General features: G+C 73.4%; 24 protein-coding genes. 9 read left to right on the forward strand and 15 right to left on the reverse strand.

What is annotated here, in order from left to right:
- Position 1 precedes the first annotated feature (1 nt).
- Positions 2–1486 (forward strand): trehalose-6-phosphate synthase, encoded by a 1485-nt coding sequence (locus ACIA8Q_RS07785; protein WP_360222937.1) that lies wholly within the window; start codon positions 2–4, stop codon positions 1484–1486.
- 32 nt (positions 1487–1518) lie between these two features.
- Here ACIA8Q_RS07785 and otsB read toward each other — a convergent pair whose 3' ends face one another.
- Entirely contained in the window at positions 1519–2358 is an 840-nt protein-coding gene (gene otsB / locus ACIA8Q_RS07790; protein ID WP_396316894.1) for a trehalose-phosphatase, read from the reverse strand.
- Between the two features lie 108 nt (positions 2359–2466).
- Positions 2467–2727, reverse strand: a complete 261-nt coding sequence (locus ACIA8Q_RS07795; RefSeq protein WP_360222943.1) for a DUF3263 domain-containing protein — start codon at positions 2725–2727, stop codon at positions 2467–2469.
- 67 nt (positions 2728–2794) lie between these two features.
- On the opposite strand from ACIA8Q_RS07795, the gene ACIA8Q_RS07800 reads away from it, so the two are divergent.
- A complete protein-coding gene (locus ACIA8Q_RS07800) occupies positions 2795–3145 on the forward strand; it encodes a cupin domain-containing protein (protein WP_360222946.1) in 351 nt (116 codons plus the stop codon).
- A 51-nt stretch (positions 3146–3196) separates the two neighbouring features.
- On the opposite strand, the gene ACIA8Q_RS07805 is transcribed toward ACIA8Q_RS07800, so the two are convergent.
- Positions 3197–4477: an extracellular solute-binding protein gene (locus ACIA8Q_RS07805; protein ID WP_396316895.1), complete on the reverse strand. Its 1281-nt coding sequence runs from the start codon at positions 4475–4477 to the stop codon at positions 3197–3199.
- Positions 4478–4771: 294 nt separating this feature from the next.
- On the opposite strand from ACIA8Q_RS07805, the gene ACIA8Q_RS07810 reads away from it, so the two are divergent.
- Both ACIA8Q_RS07810 and nagA read left to right on the forward strand, forming a co-directional pair.
- The gene (locus tag ACIA8Q_RS07810) at positions 4772–5719 is read left to right on the forward strand and encodes an ROK family protein (RefSeq protein ID WP_360222952.1); all 948 of its coding nucleotides are present in this window, start codon (positions 4772–4774) and stop codon (positions 5717–5719) included.
- Positions 5716–6888, forward strand: a complete 1173-nt coding sequence (gene nagA, locus ACIA8Q_RS07815) for an N-acetylglucosamine-6-phosphate deacetylase (RefSeq protein ID WP_396316896.1) — start codon at positions 5716–5718, stop codon at positions 6886–6888. Before ACIA8Q_RS07810 ends, nagA begins: the two co-directional genes overlap by 4 nt.
- 72 nt (positions 6889–6960) lie before the next feature.
- On the opposite strand, the gene ACIA8Q_RS07820 is transcribed toward nagA, so the two are convergent.
- Together ACIA8Q_RS07820 and ACIA8Q_RS07825 are read right to left on the reverse strand one after the other, a co-directional pair.
- Positions 6961–7953 (reverse strand): hypothetical protein, encoded by a 993-nt coding sequence (locus ACIA8Q_RS07820; protein ID WP_360215098.1) that lies wholly within the window; start codon positions 7951–7953, stop codon positions 6961–6963.
- Positions 7954–8097: 144 nt separating this feature from the next.
- Positions 8098–9882 carry a diguanylate cyclase domain-containing protein gene (locus ACIA8Q_RS07825; protein ID WP_396316897.1) on the reverse strand — a complete coding sequence of 595 codons (1785 nt, stop codon included), beginning with the start codon at positions 9880–9882 and terminating at the stop codon, positions 8098–8100.
- 386 nt (positions 9883–10268) lie between these two features.
- On the opposite strand from ACIA8Q_RS07825, the gene ACIA8Q_RS07830 reads away from it, so the two are divergent.
- Positions 10269–10805 (forward strand): flavin reductase family protein, encoded by a 537-nt coding sequence (locus ACIA8Q_RS07830; protein WP_396316898.1) that lies wholly within the window; start codon positions 10269–10271, stop codon positions 10803–10805.
- A 6-nt stretch (positions 10806–10811) separates the two neighbouring features.
- On the opposite strand, the gene arfB is transcribed toward ACIA8Q_RS07830, so the two are convergent.
- Positions 10812–11246, reverse strand: a complete 435-nt coding sequence (gene arfB / locus ACIA8Q_RS07835) for an alternative ribosome rescue aminoacyl-tRNA hydrolase ArfB (protein ID WP_360215089.1) — start codon at positions 11244–11246, stop codon at positions 10812–10814.
- A gap of 131 nt (positions 11247–11377) precedes the next feature.
- On the opposite strand from arfB, the gene ACIA8Q_RS07840 reads away from it, so the two are divergent.
- A complete protein-coding gene (locus ACIA8Q_RS07840; protein WP_387907478.1) occupies positions 11378–11875 on the forward strand; it encodes a hypothetical protein in 498 nt (165 codons plus the stop codon).
- Positions 11876–12000: 125 nt separating this feature from the next.
- Positions 12001–12576, forward strand: a complete 576-nt coding sequence (locus ACIA8Q_RS07845; protein WP_360215083.1) for a TerD family protein — start codon at positions 12001–12003, stop codon at positions 12574–12576.
- Between the two features lie 101 nt (positions 12577–12677).
- On the opposite strand, the gene ACIA8Q_RS07850 is transcribed toward ACIA8Q_RS07845, so the two are convergent.
- The 7 genes from ACIA8Q_RS07850 to ACIA8Q_RS07880 all read right to left on the reverse strand — a co-directional run bounded on the left by ACIA8Q_RS07850 (position 12678) and on the right by ACIA8Q_RS07880 (position 19323).
- Positions 12678–13919 carry a hypothetical protein gene (locus tag ACIA8Q_RS07850; protein WP_396316899.1) on the reverse strand — a complete coding sequence of 414 codons (1242 nt, stop codon included), beginning with the start codon at positions 13917–13919 and terminating at the stop codon, positions 12678–12680.
- A 177-nt stretch (positions 13920–14096) separates the two neighbouring features.
- Positions 14097–14585, reverse strand: a complete 489-nt coding sequence (locus tag ACIA8Q_RS07855) for a DUF3180 domain-containing protein (protein WP_360215077.1) — start codon at positions 14583–14585, stop codon at positions 14097–14099.
- 174 nt (positions 14586–14759) lie between these two features.
- Positions 14760–15359 (reverse strand): 2-amino-4-hydroxy-6-hydroxymethyldihydropteridine diphosphokinase, encoded by a 600-nt coding sequence (gene folK, locus ACIA8Q_RS07860; protein WP_360215074.1) that lies wholly within the window; start codon positions 15357–15359, stop codon positions 14760–14762.
- A 58-nt stretch (positions 15360–15417) separates the two neighbouring features.
- Complete coding sequence (gene folB, locus ACIA8Q_RS07865; protein ID WP_360215118.1) at positions 15418–15777, reverse strand: dihydroneopterin aldolase; 360 nt, start codon at positions 15775–15777, stop codon at positions 15418–15420.
- Between the two features lie 247 nt (positions 15778–16024).
- Positions 16025–16522, reverse strand: coding sequence for a nuclear transport factor 2 family protein (locus ACIA8Q_RS07870; protein ID WP_280685470.1), 498 nt, complete (start codon positions 16520–16522; stop codon positions 16025–16027).
- Positions 16519–17406, reverse strand: a complete 888-nt coding sequence (folP, locus tag ACIA8Q_RS07875) for a dihydropteroate synthase (protein ID WP_387907474.1) — start codon at positions 17404–17406, stop codon at positions 16519–16521. The genes ACIA8Q_RS07870 and folP overlap by 4 nt, the downstream gene beginning before the upstream one ends.
- 78 nt (positions 17407–17484) lie before the next feature.
- Positions 17485–19323 (reverse strand): phosphatidylglycerol lysyltransferase domain-containing protein, encoded by a 1839-nt coding sequence (locus ACIA8Q_RS07880; protein ID WP_360215068.1) that lies wholly within the window; start codon positions 19321–19323, stop codon positions 17485–17487.
- Between the two features lie 378 nt (positions 19324–19701).
- On the opposite strand from ACIA8Q_RS07880, the gene ACIA8Q_RS07885 reads away from it, so the two are divergent.
- Entirely contained in the window at positions 19702–20856 is a 1155-nt protein-coding gene (locus ACIA8Q_RS07885; RefSeq protein ID WP_360215065.1) for an alpha/beta hydrolase-fold protein, read from the forward strand.
- Between the two features lie 115 nt (positions 20857–20971).
- The gene (locus tag ACIA8Q_RS07890; protein ID WP_360215062.1) at positions 20972–21760 is read left to right on the forward strand and encodes a ferritin-like domain-containing protein; all 789 of its coding nucleotides are present in this window, start codon (positions 20972–20974) and stop codon (positions 21758–21760) included.
- 35 nt (positions 21761–21795) lie between these two features.
- Here the strand turns inward: ACIA8Q_RS07890 and folE are convergent, their stop codons facing one another.
- Positions 21796–22401 (reverse strand): GTP cyclohydrolase I FolE, encoded by a 606-nt coding sequence (gene folE, locus ACIA8Q_RS07895; protein WP_360215059.1) that lies wholly within the window; start codon positions 22399–22401, stop codon positions 21796–21798.
- Positions 22402–22509: 108 nt separating this feature from the next.
- Entirely contained in the window at positions 22510–24564 is a 2055-nt protein-coding gene (ftsH, locus tag ACIA8Q_RS07900; RefSeq protein WP_360215056.1) for an ATP-dependent zinc metalloprotease FtsH, read from the reverse strand.
- Positions 24565–24670: the final 106 nt, after the last annotated feature.

Below are 24670 nucleotides of genomic sequence, written 5' to 3' on the forward strand. Positions count from 1 at the left end.
CATGGGCGATCTCACGACCGAACGTTCGAGCGCGACCGGCACCGCCCCCGTCCTGGTGGCCTCCAACCGGGGACCGGTGTCGTTCGGAACCGCTGACGACGGCACGCTGACCCTCCGGCGCGGTGGCGGGGGCCTGGTCTCCGGCCTCTCCGCCATCGACGACCCGAACGCCGTCTGGGTCTGCGCCGCCCTCGGCGCGGCCGACCGCAGAGCAGCCGCCGAGGCCCCGGACGGCCGCCTCGACCGCGCCGGGCACGACGTCGGCGGACAGGCCGTCCGGATGCTCGACATCGACCCGGACACCTTCGCCCGCGCCTACAACGGCGTCGCCAACTCCACCCTCTGGTTCGTCCACCACCTGCTGTACGCGACCCCGACCGCCCCCTCCTTCGACGCGGACTTCCGCACCGAGTGGGCCGCCTACACGGCGTACAACACCGCCTTCGCCGAGGCCCTCGCCGCCGAGGCGGCCCCCGGCGCCGCCGTCCTCGTCCAGGACTACCACCTGTCGCTGACCCCGGCCCTGCTCCGCGCCGCCCGCCCCGACCTGCGGATCGGCCACTTCTCGCACACCCCCTGGGCGCCGCCGGACTACTACCGGCTGCTGCCCGACGACGTCGCCCGGGCCGTCCTGACCGGCATCCTGGGCGCCGACCGGGCCGGCTTCCTCACCCGGCGCTGGGCGCTCGCCTTCGCCGACTGCTGCGAGGAGCTGCTGGGCGCCGTCGTCGACCGCGAGGCCCTCACCGTCACCCTCACCGGGCCCTCGGCCGGGGAGACCCGCACCACCCGGCTCGGCGTCCACGCGCTGGGCGCCGACGCCGACTTCCTGCGCGAGCGCGCCCACCGCCCCGACGTGGACGAGCGCCTGGCCGTCCTGCGGGAGGCCGTCGGCGGGCGCCGCACCATCGTCCGGGTCGACCGCACCGAGCTGAGCAAGAACATCGTCCGCGGCCTCCAGGCCTACCGGCACCTGCTGCGGACCCGCCCCGAGTGGCACGACCGGGTGGTGCACATCGCCTTCGCCTACCCGTCCCGCACCGACCTCGCCGAGTACCGGGCCTACACCGCCGAGGTCCGGCGGCTCGCCGGGGAGATCGACGCCGAGTTCGCCACCGACACCTGGAAGCCGCTGATCCTGCACGTCGACGACGACTTCCCGCGCTCCCTGGCCGCCTACCGGCTCGCCGACGTCGCCCTGGTCAACCCGATCCGGGACGGCATGAACCTGGTCGCCAAGGAGGTCCCGGTGGTCTCCGACCACGGCTGCGCCCTGGTGCTCTCCCGCGAGGCCGGCGCGCACGCCGAGCTGGCCGAGGACGCCCTGACGGTGAACCCCTACGACGTCATCGCCACCGCGGACGCCCTGCACGCGGGCCTCACCATGGCGGAGGAGGAGCGCGCCGACCGCACCAAGCGCCTCGCGGCGGCGGCCACCGCACTCCCCCCGCAGCAGTGGTTCCTGGACCAGCTCAGCGCGCTGTGAGCGACCGGCTCGACGCGCCGTGAGCGACCGGCTCAGTGCGCCGTGAGCGCCAGGGCCAACCCTTCGAGCAGCTCCACCACGCCGGCCGGGCCCGGGACCACCAGGTCCGCCCGGTCGGCGAGTTCGCGCACCGGTGCGTCCCCCACCGCGCCGCTGCACACCAGCAGGCCCGCCAGACCCTCGCCGCGCAGCTCCTCCACCGCCGCGAAGGCCGCCACGTCCCCGAGGTCGTCGCCCGCGTACAGCACCGACCGCGCCGCGCGCTCACGCAGGAAGCCGGTCAGCGCCGCCCCCTTGTCGACCCCGGGCGGCCGCAGCTCCAGCACCAGCCGCCCGGGCTCCACCACCAGCCCGAGCCCCGCCGCGAGCTCGCCGACCGGCCCGCGCAGCAGCTCCAGCGCCTCCTCGGGCGCGTCCGTGCGCCGGGTGTGCACCGCCAGCGAGCGCCCCTTGTCCTCCACCCACGTCCCGTCGGGCGCCCCCGTCTCCGCCAGCAGTCCGGGCAGCGCCGCCCTGGCCCGCACCACCCCGGGGTGCACCGGCGGCGCGCTCACCTCGCCGTCCTCCCAGCGCTCGGCGCCGTAGTGCCCGAGCACCACCACCCCGGGGAGCCCGGCCAGGCCCCCGTACTCCACCGCCAGGGCGGCCGGGCGGCCGGTCACCACCACCACGGCCCGCACCCGCGGGCCCAGGGCCCGCAGGGCGGCCACCACGCCGGGATGCGCCCTGGCCCGGTCCGGGTCCGGCACGATCGGCGCCAAGGTCCCGTCGAAGTCCAGGGCGATCACCGCGCCCCCGGGCGCCTCCAGGATCGCCCGCACTCCGTCCCGCCCGGCCGCAGTGACCGGCGTCCACGTCTCTTCGAAGCCCATGCCCGAGCCATACCCCGCTGCCCGACTCCCACCCAACCCGTCCGGCGGCACCCACCGCGAGCGGCGCGACGCGACCGCCGCGACGCGGCGCGGCCCGGCCCGCAAGGTTCAGCGCGCGGCCCGGCGGGCCTCCCGGATCCGCCGCAGCCGGTTCACCAGCACCGGCGCGTGCGCCAGGGCCTCCGGCCGGTCCAGCATCGCGTTCAACAGCTGGTAGTACCGGGTGGAGGAGATCCCCAGCTCCTCCCGGATCGCCCGCTCCTTCGCCCCGGCCGTGCGCCACTGCCGCCCCTCCAGCGCCAGCACCGCCACGTCCCGCTCACTCAGCTCGCCCACCAGGACACCTCCGCCCTCACTACGGAGTGTCATTCTCGCGCGGAACCCCGACACACTCTGCGTCCTCCGCGCACCCCGCACCCCGGATAGCGTCGGAACCATGACCACGCCCAGCTTCGCCGTGCACATCCCCACCGCCGACCTCGAACCCGACCCGCTCGACCCCGCGCAGATCGTCTCCGGCTCCCCGGAGGTCTCCGGGAGGGTCCTCGCCGAGTCCCCCGACGGCCGCCAGCTGCGCGGCATCTGGCAGATCACCCCGGGCGTGGTCACCGACGTCGAGGCCGACGAGATGTTCGTGGTGCTCAGCGGCCGGGCCACCATCGAGGTCGAGGGCGGCCCGACCCTGGAGGTCGGCCCGGGCGACTGCGCGGTGCTGCGCGAGGGCGACCGGACCACCTGGACCGTCCACGAGACCCTCCGGAAGGCCTACGCCATCACGCTCCCGTAGGGCCCCTCCTCGAACCCGCGCCCGCGGGGCGGTTCCCCCACCGGCCCGGGTTCACTTGCGGACCCGGGCCGCCTCCTTGACCGCCGCGTCCTGCAGGCCGGTGAGCACCTGCTTCGGGTCCCCGGTGACGGCCTGCCCGATGCCGGCCTTGATCCGGTTGCTGACGTCGCCCCAGGCCGGGTCCCCGAAGGGGTAGAAGCTGGCGTTGCCGAGCCCGGCGGCGAACTGCTTCAGGTCCTCGTGCTTCGGGTCCGAGGTCATCTGCGCGAACGCGTCCTGGGTGACCGGCAGCAGGTTGTACTGCTCGTCGAACTTCAGCTGGTACTCGCGGGTGTAGGCGAAGGACAGGAACTTCTTGATCTCGTTCTTGTGCCCGTTGGCCTTGAACGCCATCATCCAGTCCGCGACGCCGAGGCTCCCGGTCTTGGTCACGCCGTCCTTCTTCGGGATCGGCGCGGTGCCGAAGTCGATCTTCCCGGCGGTCGCCATCCGCAGCAGCGTCGGGTGCCCGTTCAGCATCGCGACCTTCCCCGCCGCGAAGTCCTGGAACACCGGGGTGCGGTTCATCCTGCCCGGGTCGGCGTAGGTCAGCCCGGTGGCCACCAGGTTGCTCTTCAGCCAGCCGAAGGTGGCCTGGTTCTGGTTGCTGTCGATGGTGTAGTTGCCGACGTCGTCGGAGAGGCTGCCGCCGCCGCTGAGCGTCCACAGCATGGACTCGGCCGGGGCCTCCTCCGGTCCGAGCGGCAGCCCGTACGGGGTCACGCCCGGCACCTTGGCCTTGATCTTCTCGGCGGCCTGGCGCAGCTCGTTCCAGGTGGCCGGCGGCTGGGTGATGCCGGCCTGGCGGAAGACCGCCTTGTTGTAGAAGAGCACCCGGGAGGACGAGACGAACGGGATGCCGTACTGGGTGCCGAGCACCTGGCCGGCGTGCGAGAAGGTGTCCAGGAACTTGGCCTGGGTGTCCATCGAGAGCACGTCGCCGGCCGGGTAGAGCCGGTCCGCGGCGACCTGGTCGGCGAAGCCGCCGGTCTGCAGCAGGTCGGGGGACTTGCCGGCCGCGATCATGTCGTCGACCTTCTTGCCGATGTCGGTCCAGCTGTCGACCTCGACGTCGACCTTGATCCCGGGGTTCGCCGCCTCGAAGCCGCGCGCGACCTCGTCCCAGTACCGCTTGGAGCCGGTGTCGGCGTTCTCCCCGTAGTCGGCGGCGACCAGCTTGAGGGTGACCGTCCCGTCGCCCTGCCCGCCGCACGCGCTGACCGCGGGGAGCACCAACGCGCCGGCCAGCGCGGTGCCGAGGACACGGGTGGGAACGTGGGCGCGCCTGTTCAACGCGGGTACCGCCTTCGGGGGGAGGACTGCGGCCGAACGGGGGAATCCGGCAGGGGGGAGGCGGCAACACTGCCAAATCGAGCGGGCGGTGGTCCACACCACTACCCCGAGCCCGCCGAGTAGTTATCGAAGTGCGGAGGTCGTTGCACGATGCGCAACAGGAGGTGACCGCGCGCCGCCCGGCGCAAAGCCCCGCACACCGCCCGCAGCTGCGACAAAGCTCACCCGTTCTGGACCAGACCAATCCGACAACTGGACTAGACCTCTTCTACCAGCCAGGGGAAACTGTCCTCCGTGAAGCACGTCATCGCACTCGATGTAGGCGGCACCGGCATGAAGGCCGCGCTGCTCGCCCAGGACGGCTCCGTGCTGTTCGAAGCACGCCGACCGACCGGGCGGGAGCACGGCACGGACGCCGTGGTCGCCGCCATCCTCGACTTCGCCGCCGACCTCGCGGACGAGGGGCGCAGCCGCTTCGGCGTCGCCCCGCTCGCCGCCGGCGTCGCCGTCCCGGGCACGATCGACGAGAGGAACGGCATCGCCGTCTACTCCGCCAACCTCGGTTGGCGGGACCTCCCGCTGCGCAGCCTGCTGGGCGAGCGGCTGGCCGGCCCCGACGGCTCCGCGATGCCCGTCGCGCTCGGCCACGACGTGCGCTCCGGCGGCCTCGCCGAGGGCCGGATCGGCGCCGGCCGCGGTGTCGACCGCTTCCTGTTCATCGCCCTGGGCACCGGCATCGCCGGCGCCATCGGCATCGGCGGCCGGATCGAGGCCGGCGCGCACGGCTACGGCGGCGAGATCGGCCACGTCGTGGTCCGCCCCGGCGGACCGCAGTGCGGCTGCGGCGCCCGCGGCTGCCTGGAGACGCTCGCCTCCGCCTCCGCCGTCTCCCGCGCCTGGGCCGAGGCCTGCGGCGACCCCGACGCCGACGCGGCATCCTGCGCCGCCGCGGTGGACGCCGGGGACCCCCGCGCGCTCGCGGTCTGGCAGCGCGCCGTCGACGCCCTCGCCGACGGCATCGTGCTCGCCCAGAGCCTGCTCGACCCGTCCACGGTGATCGTCGGCGGCGGGCTGGCCGAGGCCGGCGACACCCTCCTCACCCCGCTGCGCGCGGCGGTCACCGAGCGCCTGACCTTCCAGATGCCCCCGAAGGTCGTACCGGCCATGCTCAAAGACACCGCCGCGTCCCTGGGCGCCGGCCTGCTCGCCTGGGATCTGCTCACCTTGGAGGTGACCGCGTGACCGCGGACCGCATCACTCTGGCCGGCGCCCGGCTGGTCCTGCCCTGCGGCGTCGTCGAGGGCGGCCGACTCACCGTCGAGGGCACCGCCATCGCCGGCCTCGGCGGCGAGCCCGAGCCCGGCGACCTCGACCTCACCGGGCACACCCTCGTCCCCGGCTTCGTCGACCTGCACGTCCACGGCGGCGGCGGCGCCTCCTACGCCTCCGGCATCGCCGAGGAGGCCCTGCACGCCGCCCGCACCCACCTCGCGCACGGCACCACCACCACCGTCGCCTCCACCGTCACCGGCGAGATCGACGAGGTCGCCCGCCAGGCCGCCGTCCTCTCCGAACTCGTCGAGGACGGCGTCCTGGCCGGCATCCACTTCGAGGGCCCCTTCATCTCCCACAACCGCTGCGGCGCCCACCGCCCCGACCTGCTCCGCGACCCCGACCCCGCCCTGGTCCGCAAGCTCGTCGACGCCGCCCGCGGCCACGCCGCCATGGTCACCCTCGCCCCCGAACTCCCCGGCGGCCTCGACTCCGTCCGCATGCTCGCCGACCTCGGCGTGATCGCCGCCGTCGGCCACACCGACTCCGACTACGCCACCACCCTGCGCGCCGTCGACGCCGGCGCCACCGTCGCCACCCACCTCTTCAACGCCATGCCCGGCATCGCCCACCGCGCCCCCGGCCCCATCGTCGCCCTCCTCGAGGACGACCGCGTCACCGTCGAACTGATCAACGACGGCGTGCACCTGCACCCCTCCGTCCTCGACCTCGCCTACCGCACCGCCGGCGCCTCCCGCGTCGCCCTGATCACCGACGCCATGGGCGCCGCCGGCATGGGCGACGGCCTCTACCCCCTCGGCCCCCTCCAGGTCCGCGTCCAGGACGGCGTCGCACGCCTGGTCGAGGGCGGCGCGATCGCCGGTTCCACCCTCACGCTGGACGTCGCCTTCAAGCGCTCCGTCACGGTCAACGGCCTCAGCCTGGGCCAGACCGTCGAGTCGCTCTCCACCACCCCCGCCCGGCTGCTCGGCCTGGCCGGCACCACCGGCTCCCTCGAGACCGGCAAGCTGGCGGACCTCGTCGCCCTCGACTCCGAGACCTACGACCTGGTCGCCGTCATGCGCCGCGGCCACTGGGTGCTCGGCGCCGAGCGCTTCGACGTGGTGAAGCCCGCCTGACGGCCCCCGGGACGCCGACGGCCGCCCTCCCCCACGGGGACGGGCGGCCGTCGCGCACTCGGACGCCGGGCGTCAGCCGCTCGGCTCGACGGTGATCTGGTCGATCAGGATCGGTCCGCCCGGCGCGGTGATGACGACGCTGTTCGCCCCGGCCTGCAGCTGCGGGAGTATCCAGGTGGTGTACCAGGAGGACGCCGGGTCCTTGCCGGGCGAGTAGTTCTTGAACGGCAGCCCGCTCGGCCAGTCCTTGCCGTTCACCGAGGCCGCGCCCTTCACGTCCGCGCCGGCGTTGCTGAAGTGCACCGTCAGCTTGTACGTCCCGGCGGTGGCGACCTCGCCGTTCCACGTCACCGAGCCGCCCTGCTGGAGGGTCAGGTAGCTGCCGTCCGCGGACTTGGCGCCCTTGACGCTGTTGCCGGACGGCGCGTTCTGGGCCTGCAGCTGGCCCGCGTCCACGGTGGTCGGGCCGGCCGCGACGGTGGCGCTCGCCGAGGGCGAGGCGGTCGGGGACGACCCGCCGGTCGCGGCGGTGGTGGGCGGGGCCGCGGCGGTGGTCTGGGTGCCGGACTTGGCGGTCTTGTCGCCGTCCGGGTCGCCCGAGGACAGCGCGATGCCGGCGCCGATCGCGATGGCCGCGACGACGGCGACCGCGCCGATCACCGCGCCCTTGCTGCGACCGCTGCTCGGCCGCTCCTCGCCCGGCTGCGGCCGGGAGTGCTCGGCGTAGCGGTTCTGCTGGGTGGGCGCCGTGCCGTACTCGGGCTGCTGCGGCGCCCCCTGCTGGGCGTACGGGGTCTGCTGCTGGCCCGGGTAGCCCGGCTGCTGCTGGCCGTAGGCCGGCTGCTGCGGCGCCCGGGGCGGGTACTGCTGCCCGTACTGCGCCCGGCCGACCTCCATCGGGCGGTTGTACGACGTCCGGGGCACGCCCTGCTGCGGCTCGGCCGACTGCCCGGTCGAGCCCTCGGCCGGGCGGTAGAGGTAGCCGAACGGATCGTCGTCCTGCGGGGCACCGCCCCCCTGGCCCTCGGGCACTCCGTTGCTGCCGGCGGTCGTCACGGTGGTCAACTCCCCCATCCGGTTCGCGCCGCCGGGTGCGGACCGGCGCAGATCATGGACGCTCTCGTACCCGGGAACCCTACCTGCCGTACCCGACTGCCGGGAAAGAGCCCTTGACAACCCACGGGTAACCTGCGCGGCCCCGGGGCCCGGTCAGCCCGCCCGCCGGTGCGAACGCTCGCCGCGCGCGCCGCGCACCGCGCCCCCGCGCGCCCGCTTCTCGTCGTACATCCGCTCGTCCGCGGTGTGCAGCACCTCCTCGGTGCTCATCCCGCAGCCCGCCCAGCCGATGCCGAGGCTGACGCCCACCCGCATCGCCCGGCCGTCGATCCGCATCGGCGGGATGATCGCGTTGCGCAGCCGGTGGGCGAGGTCCTTGGCCTCCTCCCGGCCGATGCCGTCGGCCAGCACGACGAACTCGTCGCCGCCGAGCCGGGCCACCGTGTCGCCGTCCCGGACGGCCTGGCTCAGCCGCCGGGCGACCTCGACCAGCACCGCGTCGCCCGCGTTGTGGCCGAACCGGTCGTTGATCGACTTGAAGCCGTCCAGGTCGCAGAAGAGCACCGCGAGCCCCTTGTCCGCGTGGGCCGCGGCCCCCGAGCGGAAGGGCGCCGACCAGGCCTCGCCCGGGCCGTGGTCGGTGGGGACCACCGCGTGCACGTGCTCCCCGCAGGCCGCGGTCAGCCCCGGCAGCGGACCGGCCTCGGGCAGCCCGTAGCCGTGCACCGGCCCGGCGTACGGGTCCGCCCCCTCCAGCCCGTCGTAGGCGGCGTGCGCGGCGTAGGAGTCCGCGGGGTAGCCGTACGGGGCCGGGTAGGCCGTCTCGGCCCCGGCGGCGGCGCCGACGGTCTGCGGCTCGTTGCAGAGCCGACGGGCCAGCCGGGCCTTCAGCTCGGCGCTGTTCGGCAGGCCGGTGAGCGCGTCGTGGCTGGCCCGGTGGGCGAGCTGGAACTCGTGCCGCTTGCGCTCCTCGATGTCCTCGACGTGGGTGAGCAGGAAGCTCGGGCCCTCGGCCGCGTCCGCCACGATCGAGTTGCGCAGGCACACCCACTGGTAGCCGCCGTCCCGCCGGGACAGCCGCAGCTCCGCCCGGCCGCTCTCGGCGCTGGTGCGCTCCAGCAGGGCCCGGTCCTCGGGGTGGACGAGATCGGCGAAGCTCTGCTGGCGCAGCACCGCGCGGGGGCGGCCGAGCAGTCGGCAGAGCGCGTCGTTGACCCTGGTCAGCTGGCCGCGACCGGCGCCGTGCAGTTCGGTGATGGCCATCCCGCTGGGCGCGTACTCGAAGGCCTGGCGGAAGCTCTCCTCGCTGGCCCGCAGCGCCTGCTGCTCCTTCTCCAGCCGGGCCAGGGCGCGCTGCATCTCGGCCCGCAGCCGGGCGTTGCCGATCGCGATGGAGGCCTGAAGCGAGAACATCTCCAGCGCCTCGCGGGTCCACGCCCCGGGCCGCTTGCCGCTGCGCGGACGGTCCACCGAGAGCACGCCGAGCAGGTCGCCGCCGGCGCTGTACATCGGGGCGAGCAGTCCGTCGGCCGGGTGCCAGTCGTTGGCGTAGACGGGCAGCGGGCCGTCCCCGATCCAGCGCGGGATGTCGCTGGCGACGGCCCAGCCTCGGTCGTAGGGGAGGAAGCGCAGGGTGCCCCAGTGGTCGCTGACGCCGAGCAGCCGGTCCCAGGACTCCCGGGAGCCGACCTGGCCGAGCAGCACGGAGGGGCCGCCCATGGCGCTCTCCTCGAGCTCCCAGACGGCCGCCACCACCAAGTCGCCGTCCGGGCGGACCAGGCTGACCGCGGCGGCGTCGAAGCCGAGCCCGTGAACCGCGCCCTCGACGACGGCCTGCAGCGTGCCCGCCAGGCTGCGGGCAGCGTTGAGGTCCGCCACGACCCGGTGCAAGGTGCGGAGGGTCGCGAGACGGACGTACGGCTCCGACTCGGCTTCCATGCGGGGGCTCCCCGGCTGCTTCGGATAGTTCTTGATTGGTTATCGTCCGATTGCCAGAAGAACTGAATCACAGGGAGCACAGCGTTCGGCACGCTCGGTCAGCAATAGGCCGCTACTTGTGACTTAAATCACACAACACTAATGCGCCCTTAATCAGCTCATCCGCCCCATAGCGGTACATCACGCGCTATCAGGGCAATTCCCGTGGTCGACCTCATCGGTCCCGCACTGAAGCCCCCTGCCGCCCGGCAGGCCCCTCGCTTCACTCCTGAGAGTGAGCTCCACCACCTCGCGGGGGGCGGGTCCCGCCACCGCCCGTGACCCCGGCCCGCGCCGGTGGTCCTACGACCTCGGCCCGATGCAGAGCGTGGCGGCCTCCGGCTACCGTGCGGTACGTGTACCCGTCCCCGCAGCCCGAAGCTGCCACCCAGGCCACGCCCGACGAGTTCCGGGCAGCACTCTCCCAGCTCGCCGCCGGCGTCAGCCTGGTCACCGTCCACGACCCGGAGGACGGCGAGGACGTCGGCATGACCGCCACGTCCTTCCTCTCGGTGTCGCTGGAGCCCCCGCTGGTGCTGATCTCGGTCCGCGAGGACTCCCGGATGGACGAGGTGCTCACCCGGACGGACACCTGGGCGGTCTCGCTGCTCACGGAGGGCCAGAAGGCGCTCGGCTCCCGCTTCGCCATGAAGGGCCGGCTCAGCGACCGGCTGCTCTTCGCGGACACCCCGCACCGGCGCGGCCCGCACTCCGGGGCGCCGCTGATCGACGGCGCGCTCGCCACCGTCGAGTGCCGCACCGAACAGCGGATACCCGCGGGTGACCACACGCTGCTGCTCGGCCGCGTCCTGGAGGCCGTGGTCCCCAACCCGGCCGGCCGGCCGCTGCTCTACTTCCGCGGCGGGTACCGCGCCCTCGGCTGAGCCCGCCTACTCGCCGCCCCGCGGCGAGCGCCGGCCCTGCTTCAGCTCGGAGCGGTGCCGCTTGCCGGCCAGTCGCCGCTCGACCGTCCCCCGGCTGGGCCTGGTCGCCCGCCGGGCCTTCGGCGGCGGCGCGCACGCCTCGGTCAGCACCGCCGACAGCCGGGCCGCGGCCGCCTCCCGGTTGCGCCACTGCGAGCGGAACTCGGAGGCCTGGATCACCAGCACCCCGCCGTCCACCAGCCGCCCGGCCAGCCGCTCCAGCGCACGCTCGCGCCACACCTCGGGCAGCGCCCGGGAGGACGCCAGGTCGTAGCGCAGCTCGACCTTCGTGTCGGAGGTGTTGACGTGCTGGCCACCGGGGCCGGAGGAACGCGAGAAGCGCCAGACGAGCTCGGCGTCGGGGACGACCACCGACCCCCGTACGCGGATGGGCTCGGGCATGCGCCCATCATCCCGCGCCCGCCCCCGCCGGGTCACCCGGTTATCCGCACCGGTCCGGGCGGGTCCGCGGACCCCCGCCCGCCCGCCACCGGCGCCGCCCCGGTTCCGCGGCACCGCCCGCAGCCCGGACAATGGCCTACGTGATCGAGCTCGGCTACTCCCTCTCCAACCGCTTCCCCGACCCTCCGCAGACGGACTACCGGTCCGCCTCGGTGCACGCGCTGCGGTACGACCTGTTCTGCGGCGACGTCTACCTGGAGGCCGAGGGCGCCGAGCTGTCCACCGCCTGGGGGTGGGTGCCGGTGCTGGACTTCGCGTGGGCGCTGTGCGACATCGCCGAGCAGCTGGACCGCGACCCGGACGGCGGCCGGGCCGCCCGGGTGCAGACCGCCGACCTGGACTTCACCCAGAACACCGAGCTGCTGCGGTTCGCCCGCCGCTTCAACTGGGTCGAGGTCAGCGCGACCTGGCTGCCGGACGAGCCGCCCGCGGTGGTGCGCCACGGCGAGCTGCGGCGCGAGGCCCGGGACTTCCTCCAGGACACCCTCGCCGATCTGTTCGACATGCACCCCGACCTGGCCGACAATCCGAACATCTGGTCGCTGCAGGGCCGGTTCCGCCGGATCTGATCCCCGTTATTGCCCCGCCTTTGCCCGGGGATTGGCGGCCACCAGAAATTCACGGACTCCGTGGAACCAACCCACCCGAGCATTGCGTTGTCCGGGGAAAAGCGAACGAAGGGACTGCAATCGCCATGCCAGTGAGCCTCTCCAAGGGTGGCAACGTCTCGCTGACCAAGGAGGCCCCCGGCCTGTCCGCGGTCAGCGTCGGCCTGGGCTGGGACGTCCGGACCACCACCGGCGCCGAGTTCGACCTCGACGCCAGCGCGATCGTCCTGAACGCGGACGGCAAGGTGCTGTCCAACGGGCACTTCGTCTTCTTCAACAACACCAGCACCCCCGACAACACCGTCGTGCACACCGGTGACAACCGCACCGGCGAGGGCGTCGGCGACGACGAGTCGATCAACGTGAACCTGGCCGGCCTGCCGGCCGAGGCCGTCAAGATCACCTTCCCGGTCACCATCTACGACGGGGTCGCCCGCGGCCAGAGCTTCGGCCAGGTCCGCAACGCCTACATCCGCGTGGTGAACGCCGCCGGCGGTGCCGAGATCGCCCGCTACGACCTCTCCGAGGACGCCGCCACCGAGACCGCGATGATCTTCGGCGAGCTGTACCGCAACGGCGGCGAGTGGAAGTTCCGTGCCGTCGGCCAGGGCTACGCCTCCGGCCTGGCGGGCATCGCCCAGGACTTCGGCGTCCAGCTCTGACGCCCCGCCGGGCCCGTCCCGGCACCCCCGGGAACGCCGCGGCGCGGGAAGTCGGTCGGACCGACTTCCCGCGCCGTCGCCGTTTCCAGCGGCCCCCGGGCTCAGCGCGAGGCGCGCAGCTCCGGGAGCTGGATCAGCTCGGTCTCCTCCTCCGGGGTCAGGTCGACCACCTCGGGCACCGCCCCGTCCCCGGCCGCACGGCCCGTCGGCTCGTCGCGACCCTCCGGCTCGCCGACGCCCTCCGGCGCGGGTGCCGCCTGGGCCTCCCGGACCTCCTGCGCCTCGGCCTGCGCCTGTGCGGCCACCGCCTCGTCGCCCACCACGTCCGCGAGGTCCGTGCGCTCCCCCAGCTCGGCGACGCTGCCCACCGCCGGCGCCGGGGCCGCCGCACGCACGGCCGGACCCGGAGCAGCACCAGTACCAGCACCGCGGCCGAAGAAGCTGAAGCCCTGTCCGCGCGCCCCGGACTGCGCCGGGCGCAGCCGCTGCCGTTCCACCGGGGCGGGCACCGCGACCGGAGCCGTCGGCGCCCCGCCGAGCTGCCCGACCGTGGCGGTCAGCGCCGGGCGCACCGGCGCGGGCCGCACTGGCGCCTGGGCGGCCGGAGCCGGCACCGCCGGGGCCTGGGCCGGGGTCGGCACCGCAGGGGCCACCGGAGCCGGCACCACGGGCGCCACCGGGGCCGGTACGACGGGCGCAGGGGCCACCGCGGCCGGAGCCTGCCGGACCGGGGCCTGCCTGGCCGGCGCCGCGGCCGCGCGCAGCGCGACCTCCGCGCCCGCGGTCCGCTCCCGCTGCGCCTCCCGCTCCGCCGCCCGCCGCGCCAGCAGCCGCAGCACGGAGCCGGCACGGACGAACGCGGCCGGGCTGGCCGGGTGCTTGGGGCGGCTCGCGGCGAGCGCCCGCTGGGCCGCCTCGGCCTCCTTGAGCGCCTGCTCGGCCACCGCCACGGCCCGCTCCCGCAGCAGCCGGGCGATCTCCGTCTCGGCCTTGGCGAGCCGGGACTTCTCCGCGGTGAGCCGCCGCCCGAACCGGGTGGCCCGCTCCTCGGCGACCTCGGCCGCGTACTCGGCCTCCGCGAGCTGCTCCTCGAAGCGCTCCTCGGCCCGCAGGCGCTGTGCGACGGCCATCTCGGCGGCGGCCCGGGCGGCCTTGTCACGCTGCTTCAGGAGCAGCGCGAAGCCGAGCGTCGCGATCACCGCCGCGACGCCCACCGAGCGCACCAGGATGGTGTCCTGACTGAAGAGCAGGGCGCCCAGCGCGGCCACGAGCAGCACGCCGGCGGCGGTGGGGGGGAAGATCCGGCCGAGGACGGAGGAATGACGGTGACGTCCGCGAGACATGCCAAGAAACTAGCGTGCGAATTGGGGCCGTGTCAGCCCAGGGTCCCCTTCCGCCCTTGACAGTGCGCAAGTTTTACCGCACGTACCCGGCGCTTCACTCAAGATCACCGGGAATGCCCCGTTCGGCGCTGCGGGGCCGGCCCGCGCGAGCGGACCGCTCAGCGGCGCCGGACCCGCTCAGCGGTGCGAGGCCGCCGGACCGCTCGGCCCGTCGTGGTCCTCCGGCAGCCGGCACACGTGCTGCAGCCAGAGCGCCGCCGCTATCACCGCGGCTCCCGCCAGCACCGCGAGCCCGGCCGTGACCGCCTGGTCCTTGCGGGCCGGCACGTCCAGCTCGCCGAGCAGGAAGATCCCGGCGCCCGCGTAGACGCCGGTGACCACCGCCGAGACCAGCGCGCTGGCCTGGCCGAGCACCACCGCCCGGGCCGCGAGCAGCGGGTCGACGCCCTTCGCGCCGGGCTGCCGCTCGCGCACCGCCTTCAGCCGGGAGCGCAGCGACAGCGCGGTGGCCAGCAGGATCACCGCCACCGCGGCCAGCACCACCGGCGCCGCGACCGGCACCGCCGGCAGCGTGTCCAGGGAGGCCCACAACTTGGCGCCGGCCCAGCACAGCGCCGTCGTGGCAGCGGTGATGCCGACCAGCAGACGGAGGCGAAGCAGCTTCACTCGGAGGAGGTCCTTCCCGGGGTTACCAGAGCCGGCCGGCCGCCCGGTGGTCCGGCACGGCGGCGCCAGGCCACCGTACCGGGCCCGGCCGGGCGGACCACCGCGCGAACGGCGGACACCTAGTCGTACGGCCGGGCCCCCGGTCTGGTTCCCCGGCCGCCCGGCCGGGGGCGGTCACTCCGGCAGCGTCAGCCGGATGTCCTCGCGGCGCCACACGCCCTGCGCGTCCGGGCCGCCGAGGGCCCGCAGCAGTTCGGCGACCTGCCCGTGCCCGGGCACCTCGGCCTCCGGCTGGGCGTCCAGCCAGGGGGCGAGCACGAAGGCCCGCTCGTGCGAGCGCGGGTGCGGCAGCAGCAGCTGCGGGTCGTCGCTGAGCACGCCCTCGTAGGCGAGGATGTCGACGTCCAGGGTGCGCGGGCCCCAGTGGACGGTCCGGACCCGGCCGAAGGCGTCCTCGATCGCGTTGCCGCGCTCCAGCAGGTCGCGCGGGGGCAGCGTGGTGCGCAGCACGACGACCGCGTTGTAGTAGTTGGGCTGTTCGTCGGGGCCGCCCATGGCCTCGGTCTCGTAGACGGCGGAGACCGACTTGATCTTGAGTCCGGGGGTGTCGGCCAGGGCGTCGACGGCCCCCTGGAGGGTGTCCAGGCGGTTGCCCAGGTTGCTGCCCAGTGCGATCACCGCGCACCGCTGGCTGTGCAGCGTGGTGTCGGCGGAGTCCACCCGGCTCTCCAGGTCGAACGTGGTCGGCGAGGCGGTCGGGTCGCTGGTGCTCATCGGGCGTCCTCTACTCGGGGAGGCTGGGCCTCTACAACTGCGGGGCGCGCAGCGGCGGTCATGCGCGGCTCCGGTGGATGGTCACGGTCACGTCGTCGAACGGCACGGTGATCGGGGCGTCGGGCTTGTGCACGGTCACCTCGACCTCCTCGACCGCTTCGTGCTTCAGGCACTGGTCGGCGATGCGCTGGGCGAGGGTCTCGATCAGGTCGACCGGCTCCCCGGCGATGATCGCGGTGACCTCCTCGGCCACGATGCCGTAGTGCGCCGTGCGGGTGAGGTCGTCGCCGGACGCGGCGGGGCGGGTGTCCAGGTACAGCACGAGGTCGACCACGAAGGTCTGGCCCTCGACGCGCTCGCGCTCGAAGACGCCGTGGTGGCCCCGGGCACGCAGACCCCGCAGGGTGACGCGGTCCAGCAAACGAATCACTGCTCCCAGTCGGACGGGCCCCACCCGGAGAATGACATGGACGGGCAGGGCGAAGGCGGGCAGCACGCCCGCCACTCCGTTTCGAATCTACCCGCGGGGGCGGACACCGCCTGACCGTCCTACCCGGCACGAACCGTCGCCACGCGCACCGGAATGGCGATTGACGTGAACGTTCGGTGACCACTCGGAAATTCCCGGGCGACCTCCCGGCGGCGGTTTTCGGGTAACTCCCGGATCAGTCCTCGTCGTCCTCGTCGCCGCTGGTCAGAACGGGTGAACCGTGGTGCGACCAGAGCTTCCACCCGGCCGGGGTGCGGCGGAAGAGATTCGTCGAGACGACCTTTCCGCCGACCAGCGGTCCGAGTTCGCCCTCCTCCTCCGCCTCGCCGCCGGAGAGGATGTTCTCGGTGCACGTGACAAGGGCCACATCACCGTGGACCTCCGCCTCGACGTCGGTCAGGAAGAACTGGATGTACTCCGTGTTCATCATGATCAACATGTACGAGCGGGTCACCTGTGCCCGCCCGCGCAGCACCGGCCAGCCGGGGTGCACACAGACCACCCCGCCCTTGTCGTCGGCGTCCGCGGCACCCAGCCAGGCGTCCTCGACCGCCTCCAGGTCCCCCTCCTCCAGCGCCTGGTAGAGCGCCCGGTTCGCCGCGAGCACGGCCTCCAGGTCCGCCTCGCGGGCCCGGCCGGCCGTCCCGCCGCTCAGCCTGCCGTCACCTGTCACAGACCCTCCCTCACCCCTCGTCGGGCCGCGTGCTGCCAGGCCGCGACCACCCGCACGGCGTCCGCCGTGCCGGACACGTCGTGCACCCGCACCGCCCAGGCGCCGGCCTGGGCCGAGAGCACCGACACCGCGGCGGTCGCGTCGTCGCGCTCCCGCGCCGGGCGCAGCTCCCCGGTTTGCGGGTCGGCGAGCAGCGTACCCAGGAACCGCTTGCGCGATGCGGCCACCAGGACGGGACGGCCGAGCGCGGTGAGCGCGTCCAGCCGGCCGAGCAGCGCCCAGTTGTGCTCGGCGGTCTTGGCGAAGCCGAGCCCCGGGTCGAGGATCAGCTGCTCCTCCTTGACCCCGGCCGCCAGCAGCGCCTCGACCCGGCCGGTGAGCTCGCCGACCACGTCGGTCACCACGTCGTCGTAGACCGCCAGCCGTTCCATGTCGGCGGACTGCCCGCGCCAGTGCATCACCACGAAGGGTGCGCCGGTCTCGGCGACCACCCGGGCCATCGCCGGGTCGGCCAGGCCGCCGGAGACGTCGTTGACGAGCGCGGCGCCGGCCGCGACGGCCTGCTCGGCGACGGAGGCGCGCATGGTGTCGACGGAGACCACCACCCCCGCCCCGGCCAGCTCGCGCACCACCGGCAGCACCCGGCGCAGCTCCTCCTCCTCGGGCACCCGCCGGGCGCCGGGGCGGGTGGACTCGCCCCCCACGTCCACCAGGTCGGCGCCGCGGGCGCGCAGGGCGAGCCCGTGCGCGATCGCCTTGGCGGGGTCGTGCCACAGGCCGCCGTCCGAGAAGGAGTCGAGCGTGACGTTGACCACGCCCATCACGGCGCAGCGGTCGAGCCGCGGCAGTCCGGCCGGCAGGGAGAAGGACGGCGAGTTGCTCATGTCCTCCATTATCGGACGGGGCCCCCGCCGAGGATCCTCGGCGGGGGCCCCGTCCACGCGGCGGCGCTCCGGGCGGCCTCAGGCGGCCTCGGTGACCTCGTGGGCGGCCGGGGCGGGCATCAGCCCCTCGCGCTGGCGCCGGCGGCCGAAGCGCGGCATGCCGAGCGTGATGAAGGCCTCGGCCTGCATCGCGGCGAAACCGATCCGCGGCAGGTCCCTGGTGCTCGGGAAGACCAGGAAGCGCGGCTCCCACTCGGGCTGGAACTTGGCGTTGAACTTGTACAGCGACTCGATCTGGAACCAGCGGGAGAGGAACACCAGCAGCCCGCGCCAGGCCCGCAGGACGGGGCCGGCGCCGATCCGCTCGCCGCGGGCCAGGGCCGAGCGGAACATCGCGAAGTTCAGCGACACCCGGCGCACGCCCATCGCGGGCACGGCCTGCAGGGCGGCGACGATCAGCAGCTCGTTCAGGCCCGGGTCGGCGGCGCGGTCGCGGCGCATCAGCTCCAGCGAGATGCCGTCCGGCCCCCAGGGCACGAAGTGCAGCACGGCCTTCAGGTCGTCGCCGCCCTCGCCCTCCTCCGGGGCCTTGTGCGCGGTGACCACCACGCAGTCCTCGTCCAGCGGGTCGCCGAAGCGGCCGAGGGCCATCGAGAAGCCGCGCTCGGTGTCGGTGCCGCGCCAGCGGGCGGCCGCGTCGGCGATCCGGTACCGCTCCGCCGGGGAGAGGTCGGAGACCCGGCGCACCTGGCAGGAGTAGCCGTTGCGCTCGATCCGCTTGACCATCTGGCGCACGTTGCGCATGGCCCGGCCGGAGAGCGAGAAGGAGGCGGTGTCGACGATCGCCTCGTCGCCCAGCTCCAGGGCGTCCAGGCCCGCCTCACGGGTCCAGACCTCGCCGCCGACCTCGCTGCAGCCCATCACGGCCGGCACCCAGGCGTGCTCGCGCGCCTCGGCCATGAACACCTTGATCGCGCCCGGCCAGGCCTCCACGTCGCCGACCGGGTCGCCGGAGGCCAGCATCACGCCGGAGACCACGCGGTAGGAGATCGCGGCCTTGCCGGTGGGCGAGAAGAGCACGCTCTTGTCGCGGCGCAGGGCGAAGTAGCCGAGCGAGTCGCGCTCGCCGTGCCGGGCGAGCAGCGCGCGGACCTTCTCCTCGTCCTCGGCGGTCAGCTCCGGCTTCGGCTTGCCAGGTCGCAGCGCCAGGTAGGCGGTGGTGAAGGCGGTCAGCAGACCGAGCCCGCCGAGCAGGTAGGCGACCAGGTCGGACATCCGGATGTTGTTGTAACGGATCGGCCCCTCGAAGCCGAACAGTCCGTACCCGACGTGCTCGAGCCGCTCGCCCAGACCGGGGTGGCCGATCTCGTACTTGGTCCGGGTGCTCACGATCAGCAGGCCCAGCAGCACGCTGACGGTGCCCATCACGACCAGGTTGACCAGCGCCCGCCAGCGGGTGCGCGGGTCGGCCTTGGCGTAGAACTCGCGCCGGTGCACGAGCAGCACGGCGAGGACCACCAGCGAGACGACCGCCGGGCCGACCTGGTGCCAGCGCACGATGTGCAGCGCCGCACCGACCGGCAGCAGCACGCACACCACCCGCCAGGCCCGCCGCTTGCGCCGGCGCAGCGCGTGCGCGAGCAGCACCAGCAGCAGGCCGACCATCATCGTGCCGACCGCGGCCAGCGTGGTGGTGCCGCCCGGCAGCTGCCCGGCGAAGCTGTGCATCCTGCTGTGGCGCAGCTTGGGGAACACCGCACTGGCGATGTCGAGCAGCCCGATCAGCAGACAGGCGTACCCGACCGCGCCGGGCAGCCAGGCCCTCGGCACGGCCGACGCCTGGTTGCGCAGCGTCTGCAGACCGCGGCGACGACGCGGCTGCTCGGGGCTCGGCTCAACGGACACGGGAACGCTCATGGAAGCTCAGCGTAGAGGCTGCGGGGCGCTGTCCCGTCACTCCGGGGGAGGACGCGTGATGGACCTTCATGCCATTTCCTTCATCGGGCAATGCGCATACCAAGGATCCGGAAACGGTCGGTAATCCGGTGCCGAGTGCGCGTTGCGGTTGAGCCGGGGGTGGGAGCCGGGGGCCCGTCGCCGCGTGGCGCGGCAGGGCCCTCCGGTACGCCGTACGTACGGTGGACGCCGCATTCTAGGGCGCCGGTTGCCTACGGACTCCCCCCGCCCTCCCGGCCCGCCCCGACGTCCGGACGGCGTAGCCGCGGTGGCCCGAGCTGACGGACCGCCAGACCATGAAGCCGTGCACCGACAGTGTCCCACCGGAAGGCCGACGGCATGGAACTGACCAGCGACGCGCTGGTGAACTCGCTGCTCGCCCTCGGCGCCGCGGCCCTCGTCACCACCCTGTGGCTCTGGCCCCGGCTCGCCCGCCAGCGCCCGCTGCCGGTCCTCGGCCGGCTTGGCCTGCTGACCGTCACTCAGGTCTCCGTGGTGGCCGTACTGGCGCTGGCGGTGAACAACTCCTTCGGGTTCTACACCTCCTGGGACGACCTGCTCAGCCCAGGCGGCACCAAGCTGGCGCTCACCAGCAACGAGAACCACAAGGGCGTCGCCCCGGCCTCGGACGAGCTGATCCAGCCGACCACCGAGGGCGGCCTGGAGACGGTCACCGACCTGCCCAAGGGCCCGCCCGAGGAGACCGGCAAGGTCGAGTCGGTCCGGGTCAACGGCAAGGAGACCGGCCTGTCCGACCAGATGTTCGTCTACCTGCCGCCCGAGTACTTCGACCCGAAGTTCGCGCTGGTCCGCTTCCCGGTCATGGTGGCCCTGGCCGGCTACCCCGGCACCACGCTCAACCTGCTCAAGGAGCTGCCGCTGGTGCACACCGTGACCGAGATGCAGAAGTCCGGCAAGATGCCGCCGACCATCGTGGTGATGGCCCGCCCGACCGTCGCGGCGCCGCGCGACACCGAGTGCGTGGACGTCCCCGGCGGCCCGCGCAGCGAGACCTGGTTCACCAAGGACGTGCCGGACGCGCTGCGCGCCACCTACCGCACCGGCCGCTCCGCGGCCTCCTGGTCCGTCTTCGGCTACTCGACCGGGGGCAGCTGCGCACTGCGGCTGGCGATGCGTTCCCCGAACGTCTACGGCAGCGCGGTCGGCCTGCACGGCGACTTCAAGGTGAAGGAGGACCAGTTCACCGGTGGCAGCCTGTTCGGCGGGGACAACGCCCTGGCCCAGCAGAGCGACCTCAACTGGCGGCTGCAGAACCTCCCGGCCCCGGCGCTGTCGCTGCTGGTGGTCTCCTCCCGCAAGGAGGGCGACTTCGCCCAGACCGTGCAGTTCGTCGAGCACGCCCAGCAGGTGGCCGCGGCCAACCCGCAGTTCCGGATCGACTCGCAGTACCTGGACGACGGCGGCCACAACTTCGACAGCTGGACCCGCGAGCTGCCGTCCTCGCTGGAGTGGATCGGCGAGCACCTCGGCTGACGCATGCGGGTGACTACCGGCCGGTCGCCCCGGCCGGCCGGCCGCCCGGGGGAACGTATCGCGGCCGCCCGTCCGACCCCCGGCGGGCGCCACCCGGATCCGCGCAGGAGGCGCCGTGCTGAGCACCCGATCGCTCTTCAACGAGATCTACCGGAACGACCAGGCGTACCAGCTGTTCTGCAGCATCGCGGCGGGCGGCGAGGACCAGGGCGGCTGGGAGAACGAGCGGATCACGGTCCTCACCCGGGATCCGGTCCTCGCCCCCAAGATCGCCCGGCACGGCGCCGACGAGCGCAAGCACGGCCGGATCTTCAGCCAGCTGCTGAAGAAGCGCGGCCTGCCCAAGGTGCCCGTCCCGGAGGAGGCCGACTACTGCATGCTGCTGGAGCGCAAGGGCGTCGGCCTCTCGCACGAGCGGCTGAACAGCGACCTCCCGCTGACCGACCGCGAGATCATCACCTACCTCGCGCACAGCCGGGTCACCGAGCAGCGCGCCGCCGAGCAGATGCGCCAGCTGGTCAGGGTCTACGGGGACAACCCGGACCTCGGCCGGGCGGTGCGGATGATCTCCGCCGACGAGGACGACCACCTCGCGTACTGCCACGAGGAGCTGCTGCGGCTGCGCGCCGAGGGCCACGGGCCGTACATCCGGCACACCCTGGAGACCAGCGCCCGCGGCGAGATCCGCACCCACCGGGACGTCGGCCTCGCGGTGACGTCCCGGATGGCGCGGATCCTGCGCTGGCCGCGCTGGCAGCTGGCCGTGGTCACCCTCGGGGTGCACGCCCTCTACCTGTACGACCGGGCCTTCGGCTGGCGGCGGATGGTCACCCTGCGGATGCCCGAGCGCCGCAACGCCCTGGGCACCCCGGCCCCGCCGCACGCGGAGCGCGAGGTGCTCTGAACCCCGCCGGGGCCGCCGGGACCCCGCCGGGGCCGCTAGCGGCCGATGATCAGGCTCATCGCCTCGGCGCGGGTGGCCGGGTCGCGCAGCTGGCCGCGGACGCAGGAGGTGATGGTCTTGGCGCCGGGCTTGCGGATGCCGCGCATCGACATGCACATGTGCTCGCACTCGACCACGACGATCGCCCCGCGCGGCTCCAGGATCCGCATCAGCGCGTCGGCCACCTGGCTGGTCAGCCGCTCCTGCACCTGCGGGCGGCGGGCGTAGACGTCGACCAGCCGGGCGAGCTTGGACAGACCGGTGATCTTGCCGCTGGGGGACGGGATGTACCCGACGTGGGCCACGCCGCGGAACGGCACCAGGTGGTGCTCGCAGACCGAGGTCAGCTCGATGTCCTTCACCAGGACCATCTCGTCGTGGCCGAGGTCGAAGGTGGTCGTGAGGACGTCCTCCGGCTCCTGCCACAGGCCCGCGAATATCTCCTTGTAGGCGCGCGCCACCCGGGCCGGGGTCTCCAGCAGGCCCTCGCGGTCCGGGTCCTCACCGACCGCGAGCAGCAGCTCCCGCACGGCGTTCTCGGCCCGCTTCTGGTCGAAGGTCCCGACGGCGGGCGGACCGTCGAGCGTCACCGGGTCGATCATGCGGGCCTCGCTTACTAGGGACGACTTTGCTGAGCAGCACGGATGCCGCGCCTCCAGGGTACAAACCCCGGTGACGCGGCATCCATTCCGTTCGCACGGTGGGCCGGATCAGCCCTCCGCGGGCGGCTCCGCGGTCGGCAGCGGCGGGAGCTTCACGACGTCCACCGGGGCGGTGTCGGTCGTGGCGGCGCCGTTGGTGAGCGCCAGCTCCTTCGGGGACTGCACCGGGGGCCGGGTGGACGGCGTGCGGCGGGAGGAACCCGTCCACGCCGGCCGGGCCGGGCGCTTGACCACGGGGGCGAAGATCTCGGCGATCTGCTCCTTGTTCAGGGTCTCCTTCTCGAGGAGCTCCAGAACCAGGTTGTCGAGCACGTCGCGGTTCTCGACCAGGATCTCCCAGGCCTCGTTGTGCGCGTTCTCGATGAGCTTCTTGACCTCTTCGTCCACCAGCCCGGCGACCTCTTCCGAGTAGTCGCGCTGGTGGCCCATCTCGCGGCCCAGGAACGGCTCCGAGTTGTCGGTGCCGAACTTGATCGCGCCCAGGCGCTCGGTCATGCCGTACTGGGTGACCATGGCCCGCGCGGTGGCGGTGGCCTTCTCGATGTCGTTCGAGGCGCCGGTGGTCGGGTCGTGGAAGACCAGCTCCTCCGCCGCGCGCCCGCCCAGCATGTAGGCCAGCTGGTCGAGCATCTCGTTGCGGGTGGTGGAGTACTTGTCCTCGTCCGGCAGCACCATGGTGTAGCCGAGGGCCCGGCCGCGGGACAGGATGGTGATCTTGTGCACCGGGTCCGCGTTCGGGGAGGCCGCCGCGACCAGGGCGTGACCGCCCTCGTGGTACGCGGTGATCTTCTTCTCCTTGTCGGACATGATCCGCGTGCGCTTCTGCGGACCGGCCACGACGCGGTCGATCGCCTCGTCCAGGATGCCGTTGTCGATCAGCTTCTTGTCCGAGCGGGCGGTCAGCAGAGCGGCCTCGTTGAGGACGTTCGACAGGTCCGCACCGGTGAAGCCGGGGGTGCGCTTGGCGACGGCCGACAGGTCGACGTCGGGCGCGATCGGCTTGCCCTTCTGGTGGACCTTCAGGATGTCCAGACGGCCCTGGAGGTCGGGGCGCTCCACCGCGATCTGGCGGTCGAAGCGGCCCGGGCGCAGCAGCGCCGGGTCCAGGATGTCGGGGCGGTTGGTCGCGGCGATCAGGATCACGCCGCCCTTGACGTCGAAGCCGTCCATCTCGACCAGCAGCTGGTTGAGGGTCTGCTCGCGCTCGTCGTGGCCGCCGCCGAGACCCGCACCGCGGTGCCGGCCGACGGCGTCGATCTCGTCGACGAAGACGATCGCCGGGGCGTTCGCCTTGGCCTGCTCGAAGAGGTCGCGGACGCGGCTGGCGCCGACACCGACGAACATCTCGACGAAGTCGGAGCCCGAGATGGAGTAGAACGGCACCCCGGCCTCGCCGGCGACGGCGCGCGCCAGCAGGGTCTTGCCGGTGCCGGGCGGGCCGTAGAGCAGCACGCCCTTGGGGATCTTGGCGCCGACGGCCTGGAACTTCGCCGGCTCCTGGAGGAACTCCTTGATCTCGTGGAGCTCCTCGACGGCCTCGTCGGCACCCGCGACGTCCGCGAAGGTCGTCTTCGGGGTGTCCTTGGTGAGCAGCTTGGCCTTGGACTTGCCGAACTGCATGACCCGGGAGCCGCCGCCCTGCATCTGGTTCATCAGGAACAGGAAGACCAGGACGATGATGACGATCGGGAGCATCGACAGCAGCAGGCTGACGAAGGTGCTCTGCTTCTCCGGGCTGACGGTGTAGCCCTCGGAGAGCGTGCTCGAGTCGTTGTCGTTGATCTGGGCCTGCAGCTTGTCGGCGATCGAGACACCCTGGTCGCCGATGTACGAGGCCTGGAACTTGCTGCCGGACGGCGGCTTGCCCGTCCCGGCGTTGGACAGCGTGGCGCCGTCCTTCAGCTGGATCTTGATCGTGTTCGAGTCACCGGTGGTGATCTGCGCGGACTTGACCTGCTTGGCGTCGATCGCTGCGACGACCTGACCGGTGTCCACCGTCTTGTAGCCGTTCGAGTCCGAAACGACCTGCATCAATACGATGACGGCGAGGACGGCCAGCACGATCCACATGATCGGCGCACGGAAGTATCGCTTGACGTCCATCCATGCGGGGCGTTGCCGCCCCGTCCCTCCTGCCACTCAACGGCGCCGGGGGGCTGTGGGCCGCGGCGCATCCGGTCGGTGCTCATGTGAAGAGCGGTTTTATTGG

Origin of the sequence: Kitasatospora sp. NPDC051705, assembly GCF_044453265.1 — a bacterium.
Taxonomy (GTDB): domain Bacteria; phylum Actinomycetota; class Actinomycetes; order Streptomycetales; family Streptomycetaceae; genus Kitasatospora.

Excerpts from the sequence above, each read along its gene's own strand:
- ACIA8Q_RS07785 (WP_360222937.1), top strand. The coding sequence starts at position 2 with ATGGGCGATCTCACGACCGAACGTTCGAGCGCGACCGGCACCGCCCCC.
- otsB (WP_396316894.1), bottom strand. The coding sequence starts at position 2,358 with ATGGGCTTCGAAGAGACGTGGACGCCGGTCACTGCGGCCGGGCGGGAC.
- ACIA8Q_RS07795 (WP_360222943.1), bottom strand. The coding sequence starts at position 2,727 with ATGACACTCCGTAGTGAGGGCGGAGGTGTCCTGGTGGGCGAGCTGAGT.
- ACIA8Q_RS07800 (WP_360222946.1), top strand. The coding sequence starts at position 2,795 with ATGACCACGCCCAGCTTCGCCGTGCACATCCCCACCGCCGACCTCGAA.
- ACIA8Q_RS07825 (WP_396316897.1), bottom strand. The coding sequence starts at position 9,882 with ATGGAAGCCGAGTCGGAGCCGTACGTCCGTCTCGCGACCCTCCGCACC.
- arfB (WP_360215089.1), bottom strand. The coding sequence starts at position 11,246 with ATGCCCGAGCCCATCCGCGTACGGGGGTCGGTGGTCGTCCCCGACGCC.
- ACIA8Q_RS07840 (WP_387907478.1), top strand. The coding sequence starts at position 11,378 with ATGGCCTACGTGATCGAGCTCGGCTACTCCCTCTCCAACCGCTTCCCC.
- ACIA8Q_RS07845 (WP_360215083.1), top strand. The coding sequence starts at position 12,001 with ATGCCAGTGAGCCTCTCCAAGGGTGGCAACGTCTCGCTGACCAAGGAG.
- ACIA8Q_RS07850 (WP_396316899.1), bottom strand. The coding sequence starts at position 13,919 with ATGTCTCGCGGACGTCACCGTCATTCCTCCGTCCTCGGCCGGATCTTC.
- folK (WP_360215074.1), bottom strand. The coding sequence starts at position 15,359 with ATGAGCACCAGCGACCCGACCGCCTCGCCGACCACGTTCGACCTGGAG.
- folP (WP_387907474.1), bottom strand. The coding sequence starts at position 17,406 with ATGAGCAACTCGCCGTCCTTCTCCCTGCCGGCCGGACTGCCGCGGCTC.
- ACIA8Q_RS07880 (WP_360215068.1), bottom strand. The coding sequence starts at position 19,323 with ATGAGCGTTCCCGTGTCCGTTGAGCCGAGCCCCGAGCAGCCGCGTCGT.
- ACIA8Q_RS07885 (WP_360215065.1), top strand. The coding sequence starts at position 19,702 with ATGGAACTGACCAGCGACGCGCTGGTGAACTCGCTGCTCGCCCTCGGC.
- folE (WP_360215059.1), bottom strand. The coding sequence starts at position 22,401 with ATGATCGACCCGGTGACGCTCGACGGTCCGCCCGCCGTCGGGACCTTC.
- ftsH (WP_360215056.1), bottom strand. The coding sequence starts at position 24,564 with ATGGACGTCAAGCGATACTTCCGTGCGCCGATCATGTGGATCGTGCTG.